The sequence below is a fragment of the Nanhaiella sioensis genome (assembly GCF_046557775.1).
In the GTDB taxonomy this organism is placed as follows: Bacteria; Bacillota; Bacilli; order Bacillales; family SM2101; genus Nanhaiella; species Nanhaiella sioensis.
In genome coordinates this window covers 4087534-4110889 of sequence record NZ_JBKAEG010000001.1, presented here as the reverse complement: position 1 = coordinate 4110889, position 23356 = coordinate 4087534, and the positions used below count along the sequence as shown (strand labels likewise).

The 23356-nt window shown below is 30.1% G+C and carries 28 protein-coding genes and 1 pseudogene; 5 read left to right on the top strand and 24 right to left on the bottom strand.

Going from position 1 to position 23356, the window contains the following annotated elements; all coding sequences use genetic code 11:
• Positions 1-10 precede the first annotated feature (10 nt).
• The 3 genes from V1503_RS19250 to V1503_RS19240 are packed head-to-tail and all read right to left on the bottom strand — an operon-like array spanning position 11 to position 1329.
• The gene (locus V1503_RS19250) at positions 11-640 is read right to left on the bottom strand and encodes a Gabija anti-defense Gad2 family protein (protein ID WP_410628765.1); all 630 of its coding nucleotides are present in this window, start codon (positions 638-640) and stop codon (positions 11-13) included.
• Positions 641-695: 55 nt separating this feature from the next.
• Positions 696-1043, bottom strand: coding sequence for a hypothetical protein (locus V1503_RS19245; RefSeq protein ID WP_410628764.1), 348 nt, complete (start codon positions 1041-1043; stop codon positions 696-698).
• Positions 1044-1074: 31 nt separating this feature from the next.
• Positions 1075-1329, bottom strand: coding sequence for a hypothetical protein (locus tag V1503_RS19240; protein WP_410628763.1), 255 nt, complete (start codon positions 1327-1329; stop codon positions 1075-1077).
• Positions 1330-1409: 80 nt separating this feature from the next.
• Between V1503_RS19240 and V1503_RS19235 the strand changes: the two genes are divergently transcribed.
• Positions 1410-2084, top strand: a complete 675-nt coding sequence (locus V1503_RS19235) for an SOS response-associated peptidase (protein WP_410628762.1) — start codon at positions 1410-1412, stop codon at positions 2082-2084.
• 586 nt (positions 2085-2670) lie between these two features.
• Here the strand turns inward: V1503_RS19235 and V1503_RS19230 are convergent.
• Positions 2671-2868: a hypothetical protein gene (locus V1503_RS19230; protein WP_410628761.1), complete on the bottom strand. Its 198-nt coding sequence runs from the start codon at positions 2866-2868 to the stop codon at positions 2671-2673.
• 210 nt (positions 2869-3078) lie between these two features.
• Here V1503_RS19230 and V1503_RS19225 point away from each other — a divergent pair, with 210 nt between their 5' ends.
• A complete protein-coding gene (locus V1503_RS19225) occupies positions 3079-3300 on the top strand; it encodes a helix-turn-helix domain-containing protein (RefSeq protein WP_410628760.1) in 222 nt (73 codons plus the stop codon).
• A gap of 295 nt (positions 3301-3595) precedes the next feature.
• On the opposite strand, the gene V1503_RS19220 is transcribed toward V1503_RS19225, so the two are convergent.
• The 15 genes from V1503_RS19220 to V1503_RS19150 all read right to left on the bottom strand — a co-directional run bounded on the left by V1503_RS19220 (position 3596) and on the right by V1503_RS19150 (position 16303).
• On the bottom strand, positions 3596-4579 hold the full coding sequence (locus V1503_RS19220) for a phage lytic cycle repressor MrpR family protein (RefSeq protein ID WP_410628759.1): 984 nt from the start codon (positions 4577-4579) through the stop codon (positions 3596-3598).
• A 28-nt stretch (positions 4580-4607) separates the two neighbouring features.
• Positions 4608-5939 (bottom strand): DNA sulfur modification protein DndB, encoded by a 1332-nt coding sequence (locus tag V1503_RS19215; RefSeq protein WP_410628758.1) that lies wholly within the window; start codon positions 5937-5939, stop codon positions 4608-4610.
• Between the two features lie 89 nt (positions 5940-6028).
• Positions 6029-7057 (bottom strand): tyrosine-type recombinase/integrase, encoded by a 1029-nt coding sequence (locus V1503_RS19210; protein WP_410628757.1) that lies wholly within the window; start codon positions 7055-7057, stop codon positions 6029-6031.
• 1 nt (position 7058) lies between these two features.
• Positions 7059-7199 carry a hypothetical protein gene (locus V1503_RS19205; RefSeq protein ID WP_410628756.1) on the bottom strand — a complete coding sequence of 47 codons (141 nt, stop codon included), beginning with the start codon at positions 7197-7199 and terminating at the stop codon, positions 7059-7061.
• Between the two features lie 328 nt (positions 7200-7527).
• Positions 7528-7701, bottom strand: a complete 174-nt coding sequence (locus V1503_RS19200; protein WP_410628755.1) for a hypothetical protein — start codon at positions 7699-7701, stop codon at positions 7528-7530.
• 228 nt (positions 7702-7929) lie between these two features.
• Positions 7930-8118, bottom strand: coding sequence for a hypothetical protein (locus tag V1503_RS19195; RefSeq protein ID WP_410628754.1), 189 nt, complete (start codon positions 8116-8118; stop codon positions 7930-7932).
• Between the two features lie 134 nt (positions 8119-8252).
• Positions 8253-8444: a hypothetical protein gene (locus V1503_RS19190; RefSeq protein WP_410628753.1), complete on the bottom strand. Its 192-nt coding sequence runs from the start codon at positions 8442-8444 to the stop codon at positions 8253-8255.
• A gap of 120 nt (positions 8445-8564) precedes the next feature.
• On the bottom strand, positions 8565-8765 hold the full coding sequence (locus V1503_RS19185; RefSeq protein ID WP_410628752.1) for a hypothetical protein: 201 nt from the start codon (positions 8763-8765) through the stop codon (positions 8565-8567).
• Positions 8766-8788: 23 nt separating this feature from the next.
• Positions 8789-9973, bottom strand: coding sequence for an AimR family lysis-lysogeny pheromone receptor (locus tag V1503_RS19180; protein WP_410628751.1), 1185 nt, complete (start codon positions 9971-9973; stop codon positions 8789-8791).
• A 441-nt stretch (positions 9974-10414) separates the two neighbouring features.
• The gene (locus V1503_RS19175) at positions 10415-10690 is read right to left on the bottom strand and encodes an HU family DNA-binding protein (RefSeq protein ID WP_410628750.1); all 276 of its coding nucleotides are present in this window, start codon (positions 10688-10690) and stop codon (positions 10415-10417) included.
• 126 nt (positions 10691-10816) lie between these two features.
• Complete coding sequence (locus V1503_RS19170) at positions 10817-11488, bottom strand: hypothetical protein (protein WP_410628749.1); 672 nt, start codon at positions 11486-11488, stop codon at positions 10817-10819.
• Between the two features lie 199 nt (positions 11489-11687).
• On the bottom strand, positions 11688-14720 hold the full coding sequence (locus V1503_RS19165) for a UvrD-helicase domain-containing protein (protein ID WP_410628748.1): 3033 nt from the start codon (positions 14718-14720) through the stop codon (positions 11688-11690).
• A 488-nt stretch (positions 14721-15208) separates the two neighbouring features.
• On the bottom strand, positions 15209-15787 hold the full coding sequence (locus V1503_RS19160) for a hypothetical protein (RefSeq protein ID WP_410628747.1): 579 nt from the start codon (positions 15785-15787) through the stop codon (positions 15209-15211).
• 39 nt (positions 15788-15826) lie between these two features.
• The gene (locus V1503_RS19155; RefSeq protein ID WP_410628746.1) at positions 15827-16063 is read right to left on the bottom strand and encodes an RNA polymerase sigma factor; all 237 of its coding nucleotides are present in this window, start codon (positions 16061-16063) and stop codon (positions 15827-15829) included.
• Positions 16064-16117: 54 nt separating this feature from the next.
• Positions 16118-16303: an RNA polymerase sigma factor gene (locus V1503_RS19150; RefSeq protein WP_410628745.1), complete on the bottom strand. Its 186-nt coding sequence runs from the start codon at positions 16301-16303 to the stop codon at positions 16118-16120.
• A gap of 247 nt (positions 16304-16550) precedes the next feature.
• On the opposite strand from V1503_RS19150, the gene V1503_RS19145 reads away from it, so the two are divergent.
• A complete protein-coding gene (locus V1503_RS19145; protein ID WP_410628744.1) occupies positions 16551-17636 on the top strand; it encodes a hypothetical protein in 1086 nt (361 codons plus the stop codon).
• Between the two features lie 113 nt (positions 17637-17749).
• Here V1503_RS19145 and V1503_RS19140 read toward each other — a convergent pair whose 3' ends face one another.
• Positions 17750-17896, bottom strand: a complete 147-nt coding sequence (locus tag V1503_RS19140) for a hypothetical protein (RefSeq protein WP_410628743.1) — start codon at positions 17894-17896, stop codon at positions 17750-17752.
• 199 nt (positions 17897-18095) lie between these two features.
• Between V1503_RS19140 and V1503_RS19135 the strand changes: the two genes are divergently transcribed.
• Both V1503_RS19135 and V1503_RS25205 read left to right on the top strand, forming a co-directional pair.
• Positions 18096-18686, top strand: coding sequence for a hypothetical protein (locus V1503_RS19135; RefSeq protein ID WP_410628742.1), 591 nt, complete (start codon positions 18096-18098; stop codon positions 18684-18686).
• Between the two features lie 257 nt (positions 18687-18943).
• Positions 18944-19003 (top strand): annotated as a pseudogene (locus V1503_RS25205) (DUF8096 family protein); the annotation flags it as partial.
• Between the two features lie 171 nt (positions 19004-19174).
• Here the strand turns inward: V1503_RS25205 and V1503_RS19130 are convergent.
• From V1503_RS19130 to V1503_RS19115, 4 genes are all read right to left on the bottom strand, one after another.
• Complete coding sequence (locus V1503_RS19130; protein ID WP_410628741.1) at positions 19175-21124, bottom strand: phospholipase D-like domain-containing protein; 1950 nt, start codon at positions 21122-21124, stop codon at positions 19175-19177.
• 326 nt (positions 21125-21450) lie between these two features.
• A complete protein-coding gene (locus tag V1503_RS19125) occupies positions 21451-21732 on the bottom strand; it encodes a hypothetical protein (protein ID WP_410628740.1) in 282 nt (93 codons plus the stop codon).
• A 196-nt stretch (positions 21733-21928) separates the two neighbouring features.
• Positions 21929-22363: an S-Ena type endospore appendage gene (locus tag V1503_RS19120; protein WP_410628739.1), complete on the bottom strand. Its 435-nt coding sequence runs from the start codon at positions 22361-22363 to the stop codon at positions 21929-21931.
• Between the two features lie 135 nt (positions 22364-22498).
• Entirely contained in the window at positions 22499-23065 is a 567-nt protein-coding gene (locus tag V1503_RS19115; RefSeq protein ID WP_410628738.1) for a hypothetical protein, read from the bottom strand.
• Between the last annotated feature and the right edge of the window lie 291 nt (positions 23066-23356).

Below are 23356 nucleotides of genomic sequence, written 5' to 3'. Positions count from 1 at the left end.
CACATATTAATTAATCCAGGCCGTTATATAATTCAATTCCTAATAATTCATCTGAGAATCTAGGTAACTCCCTCAAAGACTGGATAATCTTTCCTTTAGTTTCTTTACAAGGGAAGTATCCAAACCTCGCATATCGGAACATTCGGTTAAATGTGTTTACCGGTAAAATTATTTTACTAGCATCTTCATCAATTACTAATCGTTTCATATGCAAGTGCTCGAAAAACTTATTATGATATGCAACTTTCCATCTAGTCTCTTCTTCGGGGTCTTTTTCTTTATAATAAACAAACTTTGTAATAGTAAAGTCAAACTCTTTAGTCATGTCTAATGGTGACTTATATTTATGTTTAATCAACTCAACTGTGACACCTGTTTTGGTATTCAGGTAAGCTGTCACCTTATCATTTCTATATCTGAATTTATAATCTTCTCTGCCTTTAAAATTTTCCTCTGCCTCCAAATAGTCCTTTTCATTTTCGAAGAAAATGTCTACGTCTTTAAACTTTTCGCTGTTAAAGATATTTTTAAAAATTCCCCCAGCTATGTATCCTTTATGATCAAACATATACTTGTCTAACTGTCTAAGCTTTATAAAATTATCAAGTGGTTGATCTAATACATAATCACTTATTGTCAATTATCCTCACTCCTTTATTTAATTATTTCATTAATAAAATGCATATTTTATTAGACTAATACTTTTCTGGAAACTTGTCTTTAAATTTCCCTAAGTCTATTTTTTGAACGGTGTCATCGCATATTGCATATGCTGGCATGTTAAACATAATTGCATCATGCTTGATATGTGCTCCATCTCTATAAGGGAGTTCAAGTAGTCCGTCTTCACCAATGGGCTTCTCACCACTTCCTGATTCTCTCTTAGTCTCTCCCATCATTATTTTTGCGATTTCACCTGTAAAATGCTCATACACCAGTTCATACTTCCATGTTTGAAAAATATAATCTCCTTCTTCATGTTCACATCGAATTTGTAACCTAGGAACAGAACTAGCATTCAATACATTTTCAATTTGATTCATATCATTCTCCTTTTCCGTTAAAATGTATGTTTTATTCACTCATTTCTTTAATTATATTTTTAAATTTAGAACAACTCATATTTCTTGGAACAAAATGTTCAATCACATGTGAAAAAGGTTTTAGCCAATCTTCCAAAATTTCTTTTCCTGTCTCTCTGTCAGGTACCGATCCTGTGATGTTGTTCAAATAATCTTCTTTAGTCATATTCCAATGTGTAGGACAATCCACTACAAATGAGAACCTACAATAAAGACCATTGGGTTGTTTAGCAATAAATGAACTCATATGTTCTCCTCTCTAAATGAATTTGCCTATATTTACAATATTTGCTACAATTTTTTTAATAATTTTATGTAGGTGATAAAATGTGTGGTAGGTTTACTCTATTTACTGATTTTGATCAAATAATTGATCGTTTTGGCATTGAAGCAGCTTTCTCTGAAGATGAATACCGATTTAATTATAATGTTGCTCCTTCACATTCTGTTGTATCTGTAATCAACGATGGTGAAAAGAATCGGCTAGGTTATCTTAGATGGGGTTTAATTCCTCACTGGGCAAAAGATATGAAAATCGGTTACAAAATGATTAATGCTCGTGGTGAGACAATTGCTGAAAAGCCTAGTTTTCGTAACGCTTATAAAAAGAAACGCTGCTTAGTAATTGCTGACTCCTTCTATGAGTGGAAGAAAACTCAAGATCGTAAAATTCCTATGCGTATCAAACTAAAATCTAATGAACCATTTGGCATGGCTGGATTATGGGAATCTTGGAAGTCTCCTGAAGGTAAGACTATATATTCTTGTACTGTAATTACTACTGAACCAAATGATTTAATGTCTACAATACATGACCGCATGCCTGTAATCCTAAAACCGGATGATGAAAAGGTTTGGCTTGATCCTACGATTAATGATACTAATTATCTTCAACAATTTATAAAGCCTTTTGACCAAGAACAAATGGAAGCTTTTGAAGTTTCATCTGATGTAAACTCACCAAAGAACAATTCACCTAATTTAATTCAAAAGGTATGCTAGAGGGTTCTTACCCTCTTTTTTACGTTAAAACAATCTTTTTATTTAAATTTACTTTTCACTGATAATCTCTACATTACTCATCAAATTCCATTCATTTGAAAGGGAATAATTAATTAATTTAGATAATTTGTATAATCACGACATCTCTCCTTTCATCCACTTTTTCTTTTGGTGAATCTCCCCACCCCTTTAATAAAAGTTGAGCTAAATCTAGTTCAAACTTTATTTTATTGATCAAGTAGACACCCTCCCCTCTCCTTTTGTGCTATTACAATAAAATGAATCTTTTATCGTATACATTACTAAATAGTTACTCTAAGTTGTAATATTCGATACATTTATATTAACTTATTTTATATTAAAAATCAAATATATTTTTCTCTTTTTCATACATTTTTTGTGATCAGGCATATACAATCTGGAAGCTATTCACTTTATCGCTATTTTATAGATGAAATAATGAACAGCTTCAATTCCTAAAACACAGCTCATTAATTGAAATTCAATGTTAACAATCACATTCATATTACTACAATCTCTTTCTTATTTATTGACCTCAGATGTTCTCATATAACAGAATAATTACTTATGTTTCTTCAGTTTCTATTATCTCAATTGCTTCTATCTGCGACACATTCAGTTTGTGTAACTTGCCATTTATCATGACGCTACAGTCTCCTCCCGATGTTGCCTCTGGAAGAAAACATTGTTTAAATTCTTCTTCTGATTTTGTAGTATATACTGTTGCACTTAAAGTTATCTTACATTGAATAGGTAGTACCAAGAATGTTTCCCCCTCTAATTGTGTTCATATTAATATTGAGTTATTAGAAAATGTATTGATAACTCTTGCGGACTAAATAGGAATGTATGTTCGTGTTTATATTATAAGTCCAGTAACGTTCGTATGCAACTAAATTATTTAAAACTTGCCAACCTTTACCAACAACTGATATGATATTATTGTATTATTTTCGTAGTAGGAGGATTTCCGATGAGCAAAGATATAATCGGAAAGTGTTTACTCCATAAGCTATTGAATGAATCATACATGTCTCAGGTGGATCTATCAATTGCAACTGGTATATCAAAACAGCAAATAAGCGAATACATAAATAATACACGTACAATGTCTTTACAAAACGCTAAAAAAATTGCTAACATTCTAGATTGTCATATTGATGACTTGTATGAATGGAAATTACATGAGCTTTGAGTAAACATGACGAATGGACACTCCTTCGTCATGTTTTTTAATTCACTATATCGTGAACTTTGTCGTGTCATATTTACTATAATTAACATTTTACAGCAAATTTTTTCTTTTGTCCTTGACTTATTTTGTCGAAAATTAAAATTATTTGGTATATTTACTTTTTTCTATTGACATTTTAGTAATAAAATGTTCCATTTTTCCGGAATGGAAAAATCGGCACTATTTTAACTGTATTTTATACAAGATTATTTTTTAACAAAGTAAATCCCTGTTTTACACAAACAGGGATCTCGCATTACAAATCAATATCTATATCATATAACTCCTTAAGATTTTCAGAAGTAATAAAAGTCTTTATTAAAGTTGTATTATACATCATCATACCGTTATTATTAAACATTGGTACATTAAACTTTTCACCTAACTTGGCGAATTGTTTATATTTCAATTCTCCTTCTTCTTGTAATACCTCAGCAGCTTCTTTAAGCATTCCACTCTGTCTAATGCCATTTGGAGTTAAATAATCTAATCCATGGATTTCTTTAATCGCATTTATTCTAGTATAAATAACACCTGTACTAAGAACGATATCCTTTGTTCTATGATGTTTTACATTTCTAAAAATAAAATCTCCAGTAAAAAGTTCTTTTTCATTAAAATTCTTTGTTTTTACATTGTAGGACATATATTTTTCTTGCGCATATGCATTTTTTAAATATCTTACACATCTGTCAGATATCTTTAACTTTCTCTTTTCTTCACTTGCATCATCTTTTAATTCTATAGTATTTTTATTCCAATCAATATCGTAATAGTTTAGGTTTTTAATTTCACTAAAATCTTCTCCCATTGCACCTTCATAAAAAAGCTGGAACATTGCTTGATCGACAGCATTTTCAAAACTCTCTATAAAGTCTTCAAATTCTTCATCTGAAAAATGTATTTTATATGTTTTATCAATAAATTGTGAATACCATTCTTTATTTGCCGTATCCAAAGGGTTTAAGTTGTTCTCTCTATATCCATTTTTAATAGCCCATGTAATATATTGCCTAATATAAGCAGTATATGACCGAGCTGTATTCAATGTTTTTGGGGACATACTTTGAATGATAGTTCCAATTTGTTCTTTATTAAAATTATATAGATCTCTTTCAAGTACGTTCTCTTCTGAATTCCTAGAAGCAACAAACACATATTTTATTACTACTCTAGAATCTTCGTTTTCAAATTCATTAAGATACCTATTTTTTAGCGCTTCATTATAAAGTTCACTCACACCAAGTTCCCTCCCAGCTCTTAGACCCCTATACATCTACATCGTTAAATAATTTCTCTATACCTAATTTTGCCTTTCTAGTCAAACGACCTTTCTCATCTAATACACCTTGTTCTTGCCACATTTTATTATCTCTATTGAAGTCGATTTCTTTAACATATTTAATAACATATCTCGCATCAATGTTAGCTTTTTGCATTTGAGAAGCAAGTAAAATATAGCCAGCGAACATATTGTTGTCATTTATGAGTGACTTTTCCTTAGTTTCTATATACTTTTCTACAAATTCTTCTTGATAAGTTCCAATTAAAACATCAAAAAATTCTCTTAGGTAGTCAGAACAATTAAACATGTCAACTTTTCTTTCTAAGTTAAAGTTCTTTTCAATGGAGCTTAATAATGTGTTATAGGTTACTAATTCCTCCCTTAACTTAGAAAGTCCTTCTTTTTTAGATATGCGGCCTTTTAGCTCTGATTTTGTAGATAATTCTTTAATTATTTGATCAGCATATGTTTCTCCACCAAGTTCCCGTATTCTCACTTTAGATTGTGGAGTTCCTTTAGATATTTGTGCTAGGTGTTTTCTTGCTCTGTCATCTGTTAAATTTAATAATTTTACTCCAAATTTAAATTCACCAACTACAGGATTTTCAGCTAAAGCCATTTCTGCCGCCTTTGTTCTGTGCCAACCATCGAGTATATCTAATTTGGTACCTTCTGTAATAGTAAGTTCTCCTGAAGATTTATCAAATAATATCTCTTCACCTACATCAGAAGTTCCCACCGCAGCATTAAAAGTTAAGTCTGTCGCAACAAGGTTATCTTCTTTTAATAAGTTTTTCATCTCTAGAACATTTTTCATCACTAAAGTGGCTTCTTCAACTATTTCTCCTCCAACTTTGGTGTAACTAGGAGCCCTTTGGACATTAAAATTATAATGAAGTTTTCTTGACTTCAACATGTCAATTAAATCTTGAATTGTTATAAAAAAATGCCATGTTTCATGATTATATTCCCCAGCTTTTACTGTGTACGGAAACTCAAATTCTTCCTCTATATAAAGCTTTCCACTATATTGTCTAGCTGTTTTAATTTCAGATTTTGTAAAAAAATCCTCTGGATTGATATTCGTGTCTCCTGTTTTCAAATAGATTTGCTCTGCAAAGAGAAATAAAAGCCTGTTGTCTATACTCTGCAATTCTTTAGCAGGGTTGTTGATCCAAGATTGAATTGATCCATCTAAAATGGAATGTTTCTCTGATAAATGATATTTAATTTCTTTTACAACATTTCGTTTTCTTTTTATTATTAATGTAGGTTTAATTAAATTCTGTTCTAACAAAGAACGATCTTGTCTCATTTTGCTCTCCACCTTAAATTTATATCTAAGTTAACTATATATTAATAAAAATTTATAGTAAATAATTATTTATATAGTTCTAATATAAATTATTCTTTAAGCTCCATAATCTTTTTATTAATCAACATCTTCTGTCCAGAATCTAACATCGATATAGCTTTAATTATTTCTTCATGTGAAACCTTTTTAAATAAATCTTTATCAATGGTATCTTTGATTGATATGGCTCCTGTAGCACCATAATCATTCGGACTAGTGTATAATACTGTAGTACTTGGGGATACATGACCTAGATAGTTTCTTGTAGCGTCCAAATCTTTAGTTTGATTATAAAAGAAAGACCCTCCGGCTTTTCTTATGGAATGAATTACTATTTTTCTATCTCCAAAATCCATTTTATTTCTTACTCTTTTAAAGACTTTATCAAGAGTGCTTTTCTTTAAGCTAAAAACATATTCTGATTCTGATTTTAATTTAAGTAACTCATTATAGAAAACTTTAGAAATTCTTCTGGTAAATTGCTTATTTCCTTTGTCTATTCCTTTTATTAAATAGTTAAACTCTGTTTCATAGAAGTTACTCCACTTAAGTTCCAAAATTGCTGATTTTCTTATTGATGTATCCAATGCAAACCACAAGAGAAGTTTCTTTTCTTCTCCCTTATCTCTTTCTTTTGAAGCTAATTCAGCTAATTCCAAAACTTCATCTACAGTAAGTGCATCATAACTCTCTGTAACCTCTGGCAAACTCTCTGTTAATGATAAAAAAGAAACGTCTTTTACTAATTTCTTAGCTGATAAGTATTTAATTAAGCCTTTGAGTGATGTTATCTTTCCATTAATCGTTTTATTAGCATATTTTCTATTTCCTTCTTGATCGCTTTGGCTTATTAAAATTTCAATAAAGTCTTCAGTATCTTCCAAATTTACTTGAATATCTTCAAAATTTAATTCTTGAAGTTTTTTCCCTTTAATCATCAAAAAGAAATCTTTAATATCCCGTTCATAAGACTCTTTTGTTTTGGGACTTCTTCTTTCTAGTTTCTCGAAATATCTTTGAATCTGCTCGTAGACTATGCTGTTTTCATTTCCCAAATTAACAACATTTTGAGCCAACAACTTATGCCACTCCCCTCTTTTTCAACTCATTCATTATAATCTTCTCTGCCTGCCTAGCTTCTTTTAAAGCTTTTCTGAGGTCATTTTCTTTCATATTCTTGGAATTTCTTCTATACCAGCCTGAGATATCAGTAAGTGCCATATCCTCCATCTCCTTTTAATAATTATATACTACTTATATTTCTTTAAAACATTAATTATACATATTTTTGTTATTTAATTAATTTTTATTATAAATCAATTATAAAGTCATACCAATTATATGTAAAGGAGAATTTGGTATATTTGGTTGGTTTTTCTTTAATATAAAAAAGAATTTGCACTTGAGACAAATTCTTCAAATAAAACCATATAATCACGATTCCCAGCTATTATACCAAACTATCATAATCCGATTAAGCAATTTAAGAAGAAATCAATAAAGTATTATGTAAATATCAAACCTTAATTCAATACAGAAATTTAGAAAACTATTTGAAATCCCCATACTCTCCCACTAAAGTATTCACAATTTGTTCAGCTACCTCAATATCACCTTCGTCTATTTCACAAACTTCTTTAACTGTAAGAAACCACTTATAAACTTTATCCCACTGTTCCTTATTGAAAGAAATTGACAATAAATCTTCAGATACATCAACCATTATTTCAACTCCCTATATGTTATTTATTGAAACCATGATTTAATAGTAAAGAATCATCCTCTATCCTCTTTAGATAACAATTATATATAGGTATGTAATTATGTATATTTTATAAGTCAACTAAGTTTTTCATTACTTCTATAGGATTTTGTTTATATAGTCAATTAATTTATTTACAATAAGTCACTTAGTCAATTACAACCCTCCTTTAATCTATATGTTACTTATTTACCCTTTTTGATTATATGATAATAATTTCATATAACCTATCGTCATATCTCTTGCAATCTGCTTAGGAGTTCTCGTTGGATTAAATGTAAAATAACTAGGGTCTAAGGCCAGATCTAAGCTCATGTATTTAACAGACTGCTGATACTCTTTCTCCATTATGTATTTTCTCATAGACACAACAGACATCTCATGCACCTCAATTTAATAAAAATTAATTATGTATTTATAAGTAATTATAACATGATTTTACAATTTGTCCATTAGAAAATACATAATAATTTTATTATTATATTAATTTATAATAAAGAAAATCTCATTTCTTATACATAGTACAATTCTTCTCCTGTAAAGTTTAAGAATGGGTCGGTTTTAATTGCTGTCTTGTCATTAGCACAATTACAGGTACTCTTCCAGCAATGTACACAAGTATAATCTTCATTTTCGTTCTTCATTGTTAGTGGCATGTACGCCATTTGTAATTGTTTCAGCATTCTTGAATAGTTTCGTTTCATTTTAAACCTCTCCTTTTTAAATTGTGCATATTTTATTTTATTGGAAAATTGACATATATTCTATAAACTATAAAAGACATCACCCATTTCAGGGTAATGTCTTTTTTAAGTTATGTAAATCTATTTTCCACCTTCAGTGTCATCAGCAATATCAGTTGTTGGAGTTGACACACTCTCATCAGTATCACTTACTATGTTAGTTGGTTTAGGTACTCCACCTCCCGGATCGGCTAAATGCTGGTCATTAAAATTAGTAAGAATAACACTAGCGCTTATTATAACCAATGCAGAACATACCAATGTTACGATTAGTTTCTTCATTCTTATCACCTCCTTCTAAATTATTAACCGACTAATAAAACATCAATTATTCGTATGTCAATTTTTAATTTTTCTAATTCTATTAAAGGTAATTTTCTATAGTACATATCACCTGACTTTCTAAACGCTTTTACTGATTCACAGAAATCTCCTATATCCCTCGTGATTAATCCTTTAAGGTAGTAGTGAAATGCCCTTTGATTATCAGTTAAATCATCAACCTGTTCAGATTTAAGTAGTTCCATTGCTTCTTCGTTACGTTTGTTGTTAATGTGATATCTTACTATTTCATGTAAATCTGAAGAATTAGTACTATTTAAATCTAAATACCTTGGCTTTTTACCCCATAAATTATCTAAGAATGTCATACTTCGCTTGATGTTTGTTCTCAAATTTTCTGTCAAACCTTTAGACATTTCATAACCTTTAATTAAATACTCATTTCCTTTGGAATAGTTATCTAGCATATAAGAGTTTCCCATATGCAACATAGCCCAAGTTTGTAAAATCGGTTCATTTGTATTCATTATTATCTTTTTACACATCTCTCTTGATTTATGTAAGCTTCCATTTCGAGCACAGTATTCAGCCTTAATTAAAAGAAATCTAGCATAGAAAATATTTTTTATGAACACTTCTCTTATATCATCGAACTCTTTCTCACTGATAGTTGCAATCATATCATTGGCGACTTCATACTTTTGCTGATAAAGATAACAATATGCTTTAAAGATTGTTTTACATATATCAGCTTCTGTTGATTTACTACCTTTCTTATCATACTTCTTTAGAGCTTCTAAGTAGCTTAAATTACTATCCAGAAATTGTTGATTAATGTCATATAATCTAGCCCACTCTTTACTATCATCATTGTTGCACTTGATCAGTCGATCTATTAACTCTTTTTTTTCTTTGTCCATTCTATTAATGTTAAAATACTCAAGCATGAACCTAGCAGTTCTCTTAGTTGGTTCGAGTGATAATGAATATTCATACATCATTTCTTTTTCTTCACCAGGAAATAATTCTTGTACAAGCTTAATTAATCCGAAAAAATCTTCAAATTCTCTACTCTCATCATTCAAAACTCTCGTTAGGCCACCAGCTTCCTTAAAATTTGCAATCTTAGCAGCTTTTGTTTTATATCCCCAACCCAATGATTTAATTTTGTGTAGTACTTTTTGTTTAAATGTTAATCGTTGAACCACAATGACCAACTCCCAAAAATTTTCAAATCTATTAATTAATTCTTATTTTACAAAATTTGATATAGTCAGTCAATACATTATATATGATTAATTTGTATTAAATTTTATTCCACTATATAGATTCTATTATAGTTCTTTTGGCACATAGCCCTGATAGATTAATATTTCTCCATCACTTCTTTTTATACAGCATCGGCAAGCTCCGATCTTAATTTAGAATAATAATCTTCGTTCATTTATTCTACTTAGTAGAATTGAACCATATATCTTCTCTATCTCTTCAACACTATATATTATATATAGTTATTTTATATTGTCAAACAACTTTTATAAATTTTTTGTAATTGTTTTTGATCCTTTTTTTACCCGATAAAATGTCTCTTCATTATGTTGATGTAACTGAAAAAAGCCTATCTTATAAGATAGGCTTTAAGGAAGTGACTAGTTTTTCACAGCTTCCTTTAATTCTTTTCCTGGTTTAAATGCCGGTGCTTTACTTGCAGCGATTTCAATTTCTTCACCAGTTTGTGGATTACGTCCTTTACGCGCTGCTCTTTCACGTACTTCAAACGTTCCAAAACCAAGTAGAGAAACTTTATTGCCATCCTTTAATGAGTCACCAATTGCACCGAATACCGCTTCTAGTGCTTTACCTGCGTCCTTCTTACTTAATTCTGCTTTTTCAGCTACTGAGTTTACTAATTCTGTTTTGTTCATTATATTTCCACCTCTCTATGTAACGACTTATATCTTATCAAATTAAGCGAATAAAAGGCAATAACAATAATGACTGGTCAACCCCTTCTAACAAGAAATTGATTCATTTATTCTTTTCATTTGAATTTAATTTTCTAGTAATTTCAAATAACCCCATGCTTGATAAATGTCTGCAATTGATACATTTAAAAGGCTTGCTTGAGATTTATAATTTCTTATTAGTTCGGGATTATAATTAATTAAATCTGCAACTAACACTACAACTCTAAATGGAGTAAACATTATGTCATTGTGCAAAATCTTGTAAAATCCATCATTAATTTTCTCAATAGCACCGTAATGTATCAAATGTTTAATTCTTTTTGAAATATTTGTAGCAATAGTGTTATTAATATCTGCAAGTTCTTTTTGGGTTATTTTAGTAATACCACTGTTGTCTTTTCTTCGATCAACTACTTCTAAAATATCCAGATATATCTGAAACATAGATCTTAATTTTTCCATATCATTAATAGATGTCTGATTATCTATGGCTTCAATATTATCTAGGTCATCAATTTCTACTTTTCCATATCTGTCATTGTCCAAAAATTTTACCTTTGCAGTAGTATAGCCTCCATTTGAACTATAACTCTTATATTCAACTTTTCTTCCTCTGTGCTTTAATTTGTTTTTATTAATTGGGTTCACAATATATTCTTTTCCTGAAAAAAGTACTACTTCTCTTACTGTTTCACCATCTTTTTTTGTCGTTACGACAGTTTTATTTGTATAGTGTTTAATTGAACTCCCAATCATTAATACAATCTTCCTTTCAAATAAAACGATTCTTTTATTCCAATTCTATCATAATCAGACATTTCTTAGAAAACGGACAATAAAATGCAAGTTTTATGTCAAAATTTATGTTTGACTACAACAAAAACCCAAACTCAAAAGAGCAAGGGTTAAGTCATTTTCTAATAAATGTGTTAAATATACCTCATAAATAATATAGTTAATAAGCTCTTTTTCTATATTGTGAGCTCCCTATATTTTCTGTGTTCTCGCATTTTGGAAAATTTGTACAACCATAGAATACGCCGTACCTACCATTTTTTTTAACCATGTAAGAACCACAGCTTCCACATTTTTTTTGATTATTAATTACAGCTGTATTGTTAATCGTGTAGTTACATTTAGGATAATTTGTACACCCTAAAAATTGACCTTTGTTTGATGTTCGTTTAACCATAAAGCCACTTTGGCACCTTGGACAATTTGGATTCTCTATAATTGATACTTCAGATATTGGTTTTTGGTATTCGATGTTAAAATCCTTCTGTAATTCCTTAACAAAAGAAGATCGTTTCTGTTCTGGTGAAAGTATATATGTATCATTTTTAGTACGTGTAAGAGCAACATAAAATAATCTTCGTTCTTCTGCGAACACAAAATTATCACTATCAGTTAAAACCCAACTAAGGAGTGGGTCATCAGCTATTTTATTCGGGAAACCAACCATGCTATTTTCAGCATTGATAATGATAACATTTTCAGCTTCTAGTCCCTTACTTCTATGTACAGTTAAAAATGATATTTCTAAATTAGGAAATTTATTGTATTTCACTTTCATCTTTCCTAGTTGCTTATCGTGATGTTTTGTAAAAACCATTGATTTATCTATAAAAGATATATCGAAATTATTTCTTCCCAATAACATTATTTCTGCTTCTTGTCCGTAAAGGTTAACAATATTTTCGATAGCACTTGTTAGCGCCTCTAACTTATCTTTTTGATAACCTATTATTTTTATAGGAGCTTCATTTTGTTTATCTGATTTTAAATCTTTCTTATATTGAAGTGGATTTTTCATCACAAAGTCTCCGGCAATATCGATGAGTTGTTGTGCATTTCGATATGTTTTTTCTATCCTCGTGATTTCATTCTGTCCAAAGTATTTTTCAAAACTAGTAAAAAGTTCTAAGTCACTGCCAGCAAAGCGAAAAATAGATTGCCAGTCATCTCCTACACACATCACTTTTGCCATTGTTTTTTCCTTTATTGCATTCACTAAATGAAATCTGCTTTTAGAAATGTCTTGATACTCATCAATTATTATGTACTTATAAGGAAAATAATCTTCCCCATCCTTTACAATGTTAGTAGCCATATTAATCATATCGTTAAAATCAATTTCATTTTTTTGCTTTAGTGTATCTTGATAGTAAATGAAAATCGGTTCTACTAATTCAAAAAATAACTGTGTTCTCTTATATAAAAATAAGTTCTTACTCCTAAGGGTCTCATTTTCTTTAATGAAATCTTCAAATTTCTCTACACTAAATCCATTTGATTTGAATAAATTAATAAATGTCCCGACTAATTTAATAAATTCTTTTAAGAATCGGTCTTTTCCTTGATCATAAACCGATGAGAAAATTTCTAAAAAGTCAACTTCTTTTAATTCAACTCCTTGTTTCTTTAAGTTTTCTTCTAGTTTTTCAAGTAGTATTCCTTTGCTGTTATAATATGAAAACGACTCAATTAATTTTGTTTTATTTTTCTCATGGACACTTCGCTTCCAGTGAATACCTTTGATATATTCTCTTTCCTCAAAAGAATTTAACCAAGGTGCTCTCATCTGTTCATTTACACCAAAATGTTCAAGGTAAAGATCATATTCAGGTAAATAAAAATCAGGTTTATATTGCCTATAATTTTCATCTCTTGTATTATACTCATACTCTTTTTCGTATACATATTGAATACCATTTAAAAATAAGAAATTTGCAATAAGGAACTCTTCAAGACTTTTTACTGTTTCTCCACTAATTGTTCTTAAGTTTTGTGCAAGTTGTTGCGTTTTATGATTAATATATTTAACCTTATCCATTTTACTTTTTAAGGTTTCAAAATCAATATTCTTATAGTGTTCATGATATTCACCTAAATTCTCAAATTCATCCAAGTTTTTAGGAACGTTTAAATAATATCCGAAGAACTCTATCAGCTTTTTCACTTGTTCTTTATTGTTATAAACCTCTTTGAACATATAATTATTGATCAAATCCTGTGGATTTTCTATTATATCAGGTCTAGAACCCTTTTCTTTTGAAATAATCTCTAATCCTAATTTATGAAATGTTTTAACATCAACATCCACACAAAGTTTTTTCGAGATTCTTTCATACATTTCTTCAGATGCTTTATTCGTAAATGATATTAATAATATCTCTTCTGCTTTTACTTTCTTTACTTCTATTAAATATTTCACCTTCCCAGAGATTGTTAGCGTTTTACCACTACCTGCACCTGCTATTATTAAGTTGCTATCCTCGTTAGTTACTATTGCTTTTCTTTGTTGTAAATCAAGTGATTTCCCATCAATATTATTAAATAATTGTTCATTTTTTTTGAGTTCTCTTTCAATATATTCCATGTTCCATTTTTTAATGTAATTTTCAAAATTACTATAAAGGTTGATAAAATGAAGTATATTTTTATCTTGTATACTCTCCATATAGTCTTTATAAAATAAATATGTTTCTTTTTGTTTGTATAAAACACTGTTGAAAAGGCTACTACCAATATAGTCCTTTTTAATATGTTCAACTTCATTAAAAAATGAACCCATAAGAGAATAATAGTGTTTAATCTCTTTATTTACTTCCTCTTGTACAATATATAATCTGTTGTAATTTTCTAAATAGCTATTACGTAAATACTTGAAGTCTTTTTCAACAACACTCATCTTATGAGATGATTCTATTAAGTCAATCTGACTTTCAAAGAATGATACAATAACTTCATTTAAGTTATAATATTTATCTTTCGTTATATAAAAGTACTCCTCTTTGTAATGATTTTCAATAACTCTTATTTGATCGTCTGTTATTACCTCTCTCTGCATTTGCAAGTTTTTTATTTCCATTTCAAGTAATTGATCTTTAATCCTAATATGACTTAAGTGTTTATTAATATCTTTAAGATATTTATTAAGTTTCCTCTTATTCAAATACCTTGTAAATACTTGAATGACTTTATTCACTATTATCCTACCTTCCATTCCCCATTCAATATAGATATATTTTACCATAAATAGATTTTATGTATTATTTTGACGTTTGTTGGTATAAATACTAACTTGAAGTCAATTAATTACATTAAAACAGAAATTTTATCGTAAAATCTGGTAAACTTTTTATATTGATACTTCTCAAACTAGTGGGTGATACATATGAAGAAAACGAGGAGATTTACACGAACGGGAGTAATAGATGGTTTCAATTTACATGAGTTAGATAACCTTGATGAGATATAAATTGTTTCGTTTTATAGGATTGATAGAAAAGGAGAAAATAATTATGATCGGTTAGAATAAGTTGTTTATTTGAAGTTATAGCTTACATCTGGAATCAGTTTATATATGGTTAAGAAATAATCTAATGAATTTTTTTATGTCCAATTTTATCTACTTTTCCTTACCCTAGTTTTTATACCCTGGGGTAAGGAATATACACATAAACCCTATATTTTTTAGAAATTTCTCACTCTCAATTGGTATTGTCCTCCTATATTACCAGTTGGAGCATACACCTTGATTTTATAAGTTCCGGAACCATACTTACCTAAATCTACTGAATATAACCGTTCTTGAGTACCAGCTGTTGTAGAAACTCCCACCAACCTACCATCAGGGGCATAAACTCTATATTTATAATTATAACTCCCATGCACATTATTCAAATAAAAATTACACTCTGTTCCGTTTGTAACATCTAAATTAACGTAATGTAAAACGGAGTCTTGATTAAGTTTTTCTTCAACACTTAGTGCAGCCTCTGTTATTTTTTCGGTAGGAATAGTTGCATTTACCGGTTCTTGAATACCCTCGTTGGATATATAAGAAGCTAAAAATATACCAATAATACACAATGTAGTGATTCCGCCGATTAAGGGAACAAGGGGAAGTGAGAATTTTATTCTCTTATGTTTTTTATTTAAGCTATTCTCTAATCTGTTCCTCAATTCATATTGTTTTTTTGGATTCCAGTGGATATCTTGATCCAGGTATTTTACAGTTTGAAATGGATATTTTTTATGACGAATGCTCATAAATAAATCCCCCTTCGTCTAAATTTATTCGTAAGGCTTTTAATGACCTAGACAATGTAGATTTATCCTTGCTCTCTCAGACCATCCCAAAATATCACTGGTTTGTTTAATTGATAATTCCTCTATTATTCGAAGAATTATCACTTCGCGATATGTAGGTTTAAGCTTACCAAGTGCATCATACAGTTCTTTAAAATTTTCATTGATTATTATTGTACTCTCTGTTTGAGGACTACTATTTTGCTCTCTTGAAGATGGAATTAGATGTTCCAGCAAATTAAACTTCTTTCTCCTAATATAATCCATTGTAATATTATGAGCTATTTGAAATTACCATGTTTCTATTTTCTCTTTCTCAATTAATTTAGAAAGTGATTTACTTACTTTAATAAATGTGTCATGTGTTAAGCCTTCAGAGGCATGGTAATCTTTTGTAAGAACAAAAATAAATTTTAAAATGCGACTACTATATTGATCATATAAATGAAGTAGTTCGTTATTATTAGTTTCTAACATACTATTTATACCACCTCCTAAGTGTGGTTAAATCTTAGCACCTTTAATCAGTCATATTTCCTATAAAATTACTATATTATCTATCTAATTTATAGTATTTTTGACATAATTTTTATAATTATTTAAATTTTTTTGAAAAAAGTGCGACAAAAAATGATCTTAATCGTCTTACATATGAATTTTCATTTAGGGAGGGAAAATGTCAATAAAGTTTTATGGAACTAAATTATACGGAAAGAGGGATTATATGAAAAATATTAAACTAAAAACTGTAGCTACATCTACTATTCTTGGAATTACTCTTTTTGCATCTTCTGCAGGTGCTTGGAATTTTGGGAGTGATGAATCAAGAGGCTGGCTCCCATACAAAGGTTCAGGTTCCGCATACAAAGAAAATGGTAATGTTCTGGTAGATCTATCTTTCTATTACACATCTTCTCAAGTAAGTTATATTAGTGATCCTAAACGTGGATATCCAACTATCGATGTGAGAGATGACGATGAAGGTGCATTTGATGGCATAGGAATTTCTACTACCTTACCGGATCCTAAATATGACTATGAAGATGACAATAAAGATGGATATAATGAAGAACTAGAAGTTGTTTCATTGGATAAAAAGGGCTTTGTTGCTGAAAAGAAATATTACGTAGCCCAAGAGTGGGATGTTAATACAAGTTCTGTGAACGATAACTCAGCACTCATTGCTTATGCAGCAACTAGCATACAGCTTCTTCCATCACTTGATTATAATGCTTTCGATTCCGCATTTATTTGGAGTACAAGATATAGCAATGTAATAAACAATGTAGCTTTTTCCCCAATGGATTTTACTGCTCTTACAAGTGAAAAAGCTGTAAATATCAGTGCAGCATCACAATTAAACGATAAATTTTTATCAGATTATTCTGATATCAAAACCAGAAAGGACTTGGATGAATACAAAAACAAATCTCATTTAAAAGTTAAAGGTTTAAAAAATAAAGAGGAGTACTCATTCCTAGTTACTTTAAATCAACCTACTAGTATTGATGACTTCTTTAGTTTAACGGACAAAAATAATATAGAAGTCACTGAAGTCCTTGCGAGGGGTATTGATGAGAATAAAGATAAAGTTACAATTAGTACTACAAAAGCCGAATATGAAGTTTTACAAAATTTCCAAGAAAAAGATGCTTATGAATTTAAAGGAATTATTGAAATCAAGGGTGTTAGTACTGGAAAAGACATAAAAGAATTATTGAAAGATTCAAATATATACGCCATAGAAATAGAAAATGAAAATGAAGACCAAAAGGCATTTGGGTTATATTGGAAACACGAGCAGTTTTAAACTCATATACAATACTTATTTTTTCTTAAGTGCACTCATTTCTGAGTGCTTCTTTCATTTTTATCATATATTACGTTAAAACTTTCATTTTATCGTAAAAATCACGTACAACATTACTCATCTTCCAATGGCTTTGTTACACCTGCGAATTCCCATCCCTTTGATTCTAACCAATCAATAAATTCATCTGTAAATGTATCACAATCAACATCTTCATTAATTGATCCTTCAATCTCTATCCATAATTTTTGCTTTTTCATTTTACTCTCTCCTTTTAAATGTAAGACATGAATTCCTCTAATACCTTGAGGTAAAGTTTTTAAGCTACCGGATGTCAAATAAAAAATATCCTAATTTTCATGGAATATAATGTTACAATAAATCATATATTTAGGATCTTAACTAATAAGAATGGATTGTTTTTTAAGATATACCTTTAGTTAACAATGGAGGGTGCAAATGATAAAACCTATAGGTGTTTTTTTTACTGTAATTATATTGTTTTTAACTGGTTGCAATAATGAAAAATCCTTATTAGTAGAAAAGCTAGAACAATTAAATGAAAAAGTAGTTGAGGTTAATAATACCATCAAGGAACAACAAAAGGTTATTGATGAACTTAATAAAGAGTTTTCTTATTTAAAAGACTTGTCAGAGAAAGAATTAGACGCATACGAATTATTTGCACAGGATAAAGATATAAGGAAACTTTTAGGTTTCTCACCAGAGAAAATAGTTTTGATTTACTTTCATTCAGTAGTAATTGATGATATTGAGGCACTTTATTCACTGACTTATGATGACGGTACCTTACCTGATTTTTCGATTTTTAAACAGAAGTATTACCAGGAGGGTCTGCATAAAAAAGATTTGGAAACCACACTTGATTTTAGGTATTATAATTCAATTGAAGTTAGTGAGGAAAATAAAACTGATAATTATGCATCAGTCGAGATGAGTGTTGATTTTGGTCTTTTTCACCCAACAGTCATATTAGGCTTGAAAAAAGAAAATGAAATATGGAAAATGGATATTTTACACTTGGTGTAGTATATCAAAGAGTTAGATTAATAATACTCTTCAACAAAAAGAAGTTACTTGAAGAACAACTCACAAATACTTTTTTATCTTTTGGCTATAAATAATCAATAAGATCTGCTATTATAGATGAGCTTAAATCTAATAAAAGGTGATTCTATGACAGATAACACTGAGATAGACTTAAATATATTATACGATTACAAAAAGTATCCAGATAAAGCTGTGGTCGCTGCAATAACTGTAACTCAACTAGTTTTAAAAGTTCTGTAAAGGATTATGTTTTCATACGTGAGTGTAGTGAGTGTGGAATGAAAAAGAGTATATAGCCCTATCAATGTGTAGGGCTTTTTACGATAAAATCAATCTTTTATTACATCATCTTGCATTTAATATTTCTCAATAAGCTTTCCATTAAGATGCCCTTATAGTAGATAGATAATTTCTAAATATCTTTTCTACTATAAGGACAGTATGTCGTTATATATTTTTTCTATAACTTAAAAACCACTAGCATTTTCATATCTAACGTTAAATTCCTGTAGGAATTGATTTGCAATCGCTTCATCGTGAATAATTAGCATATTTTCATCATTAACATTGTTACCATTCTCACTCCAATTAGTAGAACCTATAATAACTGTTGGATCACTTGTTGAGTTAGCATCAATCAACATAGTTTTACTATGAAGTTTTCTAGATTCATTATCTTTATAAACTGGTGCAGGATTTGCCCAACGAGTATTTGGATTTCCTACACTTGACTGTGTTGCAGTTCTACCTGTCATATCAACACTTGCTGACCACCACTGATTCCAATAACTTGAATCAAAGACGCCTTTAACATCAAACCCTGTTAACGAACCTACTAAATCGTCATATGAACCTTCCCATTTATATTTCAGTTCATCCAAAATGATTTGGTCACTCCAAGCAAAGATTGTAAAGTAAGCACTGTGATCTGCTTCATTCTTGATAATATCTTGAACACGACCTAATGCATTATCACCTGATGAAAAATAAACTTCTACTGTTGTTCCATTTATATTCACACTATGAGTAGTATTATCCGCTTTTCGAGTATTAAAGTTAGCATTTACCGGATCTGGGATAAGCGAAGTACTCCCCCACATTTCATTAAATTCAACTTCATAGATACTTGCCAGTTCTGGACTATTCACTTCAACTACATGTTGTTGATTTCCATCTAAGATGCCATTTTGCATATTTTCCTCCGTACCATATAAACCGGTTACAGTATAATTCCAACTGCCTGTAAACACCCAACTATCATCCACTACTGCAAATTTGTTGTGCATTTGAGTATTAGGAGAGTAGTATGAGTTAATATCTTTTTGTTCAGCTTCTACAAATAAATAGCCAGTTTCATTTGTATTTCCAACTTGAACTGTTACTTCCGGAAAGTCGGTAAAATCAGAAGGTAATCCAAATTCTACTCTCTTTAATGCATCCTCGACAACAAACATTGGTGAATCTGAGAACACAAGTATATCATCAGGTGTACCAATTATTTCATCTAACCCTCTAACCATTTTCTCTACATATAACCTCATTGTTTCAAAACGCTCTAAGTTGTTGGGGTCGTCAGCATCTTTAGAGTCTGCAATAAATCTAACGTCTATTCCTTCAGCAGCTTTCGAAATCAAAGTATCTACAATTCTAGGCAAATTAATTTCATAGGCTGCCATATCTATACTAGTTGTAGCCTCATTTAAGCGTTGAATCAATCTGTTTTCTAAATTAACATTGTAATTTGCTAGATTTCCAGTAATTGCATCTTCTACATTCGCGCATTTATTGAAATAAACATTAATAGCACCTAGCTCATTAGAAACATTGTTTAATTGCTCACCTGTTGTATTACAACCTGTCGGCTCAGTTGTTACAATAGAGTTCGTTTGCTTTGGTGTACCTAACCCTCCATTATATGTCGAGATTGAGCTCTTCCAATTTGATGCAGATGCACTAACTGTTGAATCAATTCTCTCCATTGTAGCTCTTGTACTACTATCACCAGCATACCAGTTATCTACTATATCTATTAAGTTATTTTGGGCATCTCTTAATTCTAAAACTTCATTTGTATTACTTAAAGCTCCAGTATAAACGAGATCAGCCATTACATTTGAAACTGTATTATCATCTGTTCTCTCTAAAAGAAAATATCCATTTGGAAGAATTTCTCCATTTAAATTTATCGATGGGGTTCCATCAATTGAACTTAATGTCCATCCTTCTAATGATATTGTAGTGTTCGAGTTATTGTACAGTTCAATCCATTCATCACTACTACTTGCAGTTGTACCCATCCAAGCTATTTCGTTAACCACTACTTCCCGTTCTGTAGCGGCAAATCCAGTTTGAATAGATGGTGACAGTAAAGCTAAGATTATTGCCAAAACTGATGATAATTTTAAAAGTTTACCCATTCTCCTCAACGCCCTTTCTGGATGATAATAAAATATAAATCGCTTACATATAAATACTATCACGAATTACGAGATAATAAGTACTAAAGTTATTTGTAAAATCATACAGAAAAAGTGTTTATTTTACATTTCAATAGTTTGCTATCTTTACTAAAATAAAATGTAGCTTTTATTGTGAATTGCATTTTCCAGATCTAAATAGAATAAGGGCTAGAATTAGCCCTTATTAACCACAAATAATCATTGTGGTTAATTGTAGAATCAACATGTAAATAACCACAGTTAAAGTGGTCAGGGTTTATTATAAACTGTGGAGGATCAAAATTTTAAGGAGTCCCGATAAAAGCTATTTCACATAAAGTAACCATTGCCCTTATGCCATCAGATGTACCAACTAATGCTGTGCCTCTTAATTGTTCAATTGTGAAATTTGGAATGGGAGTTGCATTAGTTTTAAGAATTAAATTTACCGTTGTACCAACTGGAAAGACAATTAACAAACTTGATTGTAAGTCTCGAATACAACAATCACATGTAGTAATTTCTTTTATTTCTTCCTTCACTATTGACTTACAACCACAGGGTGACGTTACTTTATAACTTGTCATGTTTCCACCTCCCCATTCAAAAACTTACTTCATGTTATGTTTAACAACTTCTTTTCGTATGGGAGGAGTTACTATTTTAAAGAATATAGTTTACTGTTGTCAATTTCAGATGGATACATATTTTCTATTATGTTTCATAACAAGTTCTAAAAATCTACTACTAGAGAGTGCTCTACAACATTAAATGCTTGCTTCTTTATCTAATATTCTGGGTTATATTATTTGATACAGGGATAGTCGTTATACATCTTTCTGTAATTATAAATTCATAATCTCCTAAACAACTGTCTCCTGATGCACCAGTACACATAATCTTTATACTAGTTACCATATTAAAGTTGAGACTGTGACTGTTTGCCTGATTGTTATTATTTGATGGGGGGATATTTAGAATGGTATCCATGCCATTTGCGGTAATAATCACATTCACTCCACATAAAGAGGAGCGATCTACCTCAATAGTTCCGTTAATAGCAGAACTAGTATTTGTGCTAAAAATTGTCGTTGTTTGACCACAGTCTAGATCATACGTACCGCGTAATGTCCCAGTAATAACAGGGCAATCACAACAAGCAGATGTTTCTTTGGTAACACTTTTACCACAACATGGTGTAGCTTTATATGTGCTCATTATTTCACTCCTTTTTCAATACATTTTAAAACATTTTATGTCTGTACACTTGTTAGTGATTAGGCAAACAAAAAAAAAAGGGCTATTTTTAGCCCATAGTAACCTCAATATCACTTTTGGTTACTAATTGCTCATTCATTCGAAATAATAATCAGTACCATCAATAATTATTTTGTTGGTATCTTTATCGAAAATATAATCTAAATTTTTCAATTTTCCACTTACCGACCACTTACCAAGGACGCTAGACCTAGTTGAACGATAGGTTAAAAATCCGTCTTTCTTATAAAAGGTAATTACACGACGATTACCTAAAGGAAAATCAGGATGAGGGTGATTGGTTAATCCAGCTATTATAAATGTCTGTAATTTACCATCCTTTATTTTATAGTATTCAGGTTGATATTTTAAGTAGTTAAAAGAGAACAGTACCATACTTGTTACAATGACAATAAAAACGATAATCCCCTCTGTTTCCCTAGGCAAAACCTTACCCTTTGTTACCATACTTTTAAAGTAATATATGTACAAAAATCCAATATATAAAACGTTGAGAATTGGAAACCATATATCTTCAGGGGTAGTAAATAAAAAAATAAATTCATTTTCCTTCTTAATTAAAATCATGTAGAAAAGAAAAATTAAATAAAAAATCAAGAAAGTTTTCCAAACATTTTTTCTTGAGTAAGTTCTTTTTATCATGTCATCAGTCCTCCTTTTATCTTTCGTTATTGATGTCCACCCTTTAGAACATAGATTAATATATCATGTGTTCAATTTTATGTAATTAGTATATGGATACCAATATATACAGATTGGGGTAGCGTCAGGATAATGCGGATATACAACGGTAAGGGAACAAACTCGGTTATATCAGTAGTTTATGGGCTATAAACAACCATTCCTGCATTCATGGACAAAGTAGGTATTAGTCAAATTACCAAAACCCCATGTTTTTGTAATGTACTTACGAACTTAAAGGCCGCTTGATAC